At 50.5% G+C, this 2,540-nt stretch carries 3 protein-coding genes and 1 pseudogene; 1 reads left to right on the top strand and 3 read right to left on the bottom strand.

Features of this window, described 5'->3' with window-relative positions; translation table 11 throughout:
- Nucleotides 1-962, bottom strand: a 962-nt coding sequence (locus tag H6F50_RS00245; protein WP_190424991.1) for a dihydrolipoamide acetyltransferase family protein, incomplete at its 3' end; no start/stop codon positions are given.
- A gap of 198 nt (nt 963-1,160) precedes the next feature.
- Between H6F50_RS00245 and H6F50_RS00240 the strand changes: the two genes are divergently transcribed.
- On the top strand, nt 1,161-1,676 hold the full coding sequence (locus H6F50_RS00240; protein WP_190424989.1) for a hypothetical protein: 516 nt from the start codon (nt 1,161-1,163) through the stop codon (nt 1,674-1,676).
- Nucleotides 1,677-1,750: 74 nt separating this feature from the next.
- Here H6F50_RS00240 and H6F50_RS00235 read toward each other — a convergent pair whose 3' ends face one another.
- Nucleotides 1,751-2,200 (bottom strand): YlqD family protein, encoded by a 450-nt coding sequence (locus H6F50_RS00235; protein ID WP_190414598.1) that lies wholly within the window; start codon nt 2,198-2,200, stop codon nt 1,751-1,753.
- A 137-nt stretch (nt 2,201-2,337) separates the two neighbouring features.
- Nucleotides 2,338-2,540, bottom strand: a pseudogene (locus H6F50_RS00230) (long-chain fatty acid--CoA ligase); the annotation flags it as partial.

Below are 2,540 nucleotides of genomic sequence, written 5' to 3'. Positions count from 1 at the left end.
GTAATTAAGCCGCCGCCATCCATTGCCACAGCTACAGCAACGTTAATCGCACTGTGATAATGAATTCCCTGGTCTGAGAAGCTGGCATTCACCAAGGGATGTTTTTGCAAGGTTACGGCTACTGCTTTCGCAAGTAGCCCGGTCATGGTGACGCCCTTGGATTTAATCTGCTTGTAAAGCTTATCTAGATTATCCGTGGTGATAGTGTAACCGACGCGGAAGGTAGGCACTTGCAGACTGGCTACCATATTCCGCACCACGGCGTTTTGCAGCGTGTTGAGGGGGACGACGCTACCGGGAACGGCAACGGCGGGTACGGGAGCTGCGGCGGCGGGTTTAACGGCGGGTGCAGGTGACGCGGGTGCGACGGGTGCGACTGGAGGGGGAGCCACGGGCGTCATTGTCGGTGTGGCAGTTGTACCGACGGGTTGTTTACCTTTATTCGCCAATGCTTCCACATCTTCTGCGACAATCCGACCGTGGGGACCACTGCCTTGCAGGGTACTCAAATCGACGCCCAGTTCTTTGGCTAACTTCCGGGCGCGGGGGGAGACAATGCTGCGTCCATTGCGACGGGCGGCGGCTGGTGTCGTTTCTACAGGGACTGGGGCTGCGGTGGCTGGGGCTGCGGTAGGTTGGGCAGGAGCGGGAGCGGATTCGTTTACCGATGGCGTTGCGGGGGCAGAACCAGGAGCCTGTTGCTTGGCTGTTTCGATTTCGGCTTCGGTTTCGGCGACGAGCGCGATCGCAGCCCCGACCGGAGCTGCTTCACCGGCAGGTACGATAATGGTGGCGAGATATCCTTCGTAGAAGGACTCCACGTCCATATCAGCTTTGTCCGACTCGACAACCACCACGGTTTCGCCTTTTTCCACTTTGTCGCCGGGAGATTTGACCCAGGAGACAATTTTGCCTTCGGTCATGGTGGAACTAAGGGCGGGCATGAAAACTTCGTGAATCATGGGGTGTCTTCCGAATCGACAGTCTATATAAACAAGATTAAAGCCAGATTGAATTGTATCTTGACCGATGGTCATTACAACTATCCGACTCTACAACAGTCTATTGAGTTTGTATCCTTCAACGCCGAATTCTCCGGACGTTGGTGCTGCTGAATAGAATTGGATAGAGAAAACTAATTCAAACTCTCTATTATAACGATGTCTGGCAAGTTTAAATCCCTCGTGGTGTTAGTCGGTATGGCACTGGGCTTGAGTGCTTGCAGCATCAGCAACAGCACTCAATCAACTCCCACGCCTGCCAGCAGTCCAAGTGTTGAGCCATCCTCCCAACAGGTAAGCCAAAATGCACCTGTAGCAGAAGCTGAGCGAACTAAGTATAAACCGATACCGCTACAAGAGATTAAGTCCGCTAACTCTTTGAAGGGAACTGACCCCAAAGCGATCGCAATTGCTCACTTCGGTCAAACTGAATCCGAGGGGGGGACGCGGGAAGTTACGCTTGAGTATCCGCAACAAAATCTAGCGGTTGTAACGATTACCCAAACCGGCGTTGCAGATGATTCTGTCGGTGCTATCAGGCATCGCGTTGAATTCGTGCCGACCTCCCCATCAGCTCAAACACCCAAGGAATGGAAATTGGCATGGGCTGGTTCCCAAGTTAAGTGTCATGTGGGGCGAGGTCATCAAGATTGGTCAACTCAAAATTGTCAGTAGATGCCCCAACATTGGCAAATGGCGAATGGCAATCTCCGAATTACCGATTCGCCATTCGCCATTAACCATTCGCATTAAATTTCCCCGCGAATTTCTTCCACAATTCCATCGCGCAGGAGAATTTCTACCTGCATTTTTTGAATCAGATTATCTCCCGGCTCTACTTTAAAGAAGCCTTCAATCTGACCGTGATTCACTTCGTCGTTGAGTTCTATCAGCTGCACTTGTTGCAACTGTTGCAGAAGTTGATTTTTCTGCTCAAGCAGTTCGCTTTTCTTTTGATTAACCTGGATTTGGATATTGTCAATTTGTTGCATCACTTGAGGGCCAGGGGGTTGCAGATTCTGCTTTTGAATTTCTGAGATTGCCCGCTGTCCTTGCATTTCAAGCTGTTGCAACTGAGAGTCAAGCTGGTTAATTTGCGCCTGGAGTTGCTGCTGTGCTTCCTCTTTCCAACGAGGAGTAACAACGGCCTTGATTGTAACGGGTCGCTTCAGCAGCAGGTGTGATTGAGAAACATCCATATCCGTTTTGCTTGGAAAAATTAAAGAGTAAAGGTTTGTAGGAAAGGCGCTCAGGGTGAGAGCTAAAGGATGAAGGCGGTGTGTGTAGTTCGCACTACACTTCATCCTTCAGACTTTTTTCCAACTTTCCGACCAAATCAGGCAAACATCCCGTCGATCATATCGCGGTAGCGTTCCATTACGACAGGTCGGCGGATTTTCAACGTCTGGGTCATCATGCCATTTTCAATGGAGAACGGCTCCAGAATTAGCTTGAAGAGACTTATCCGGTCATCTGGGCGATAACCAGGGCGATTTTGCACCTCCCGGTTTAATTCTTTCTTGAATAATTCCTGAACAA

The organism is Coleofasciculus sp. FACHB-712 (genome assembly GCF_014695635.1).
Lineage (GTDB): Bacteria > Cyanobacteriota > Cyanobacteriia > Cyanobacteriales > FACHB-T130 > FACHB-T130.
This window is presented reverse-complemented; position numbering and strand designations above follow the sequence as displayed.

Bases quoted from the DNA above. Each gene is read 5' to 3' on its own strand.
- H6F50_RS00240 (WP_190424989.1), top strand. From the start codon at position 1,161: ATGTCTGGCAAGTTTAAATCCCTCGTGGTGTTAGTCGGTATGGCACTG.
- H6F50_RS00235 (WP_190414598.1), bottom strand. From the start codon at position 2,200: ATGGATGTTTCTCAATCACACCTGCTGCTGAAGCGACCCGTTACAATC.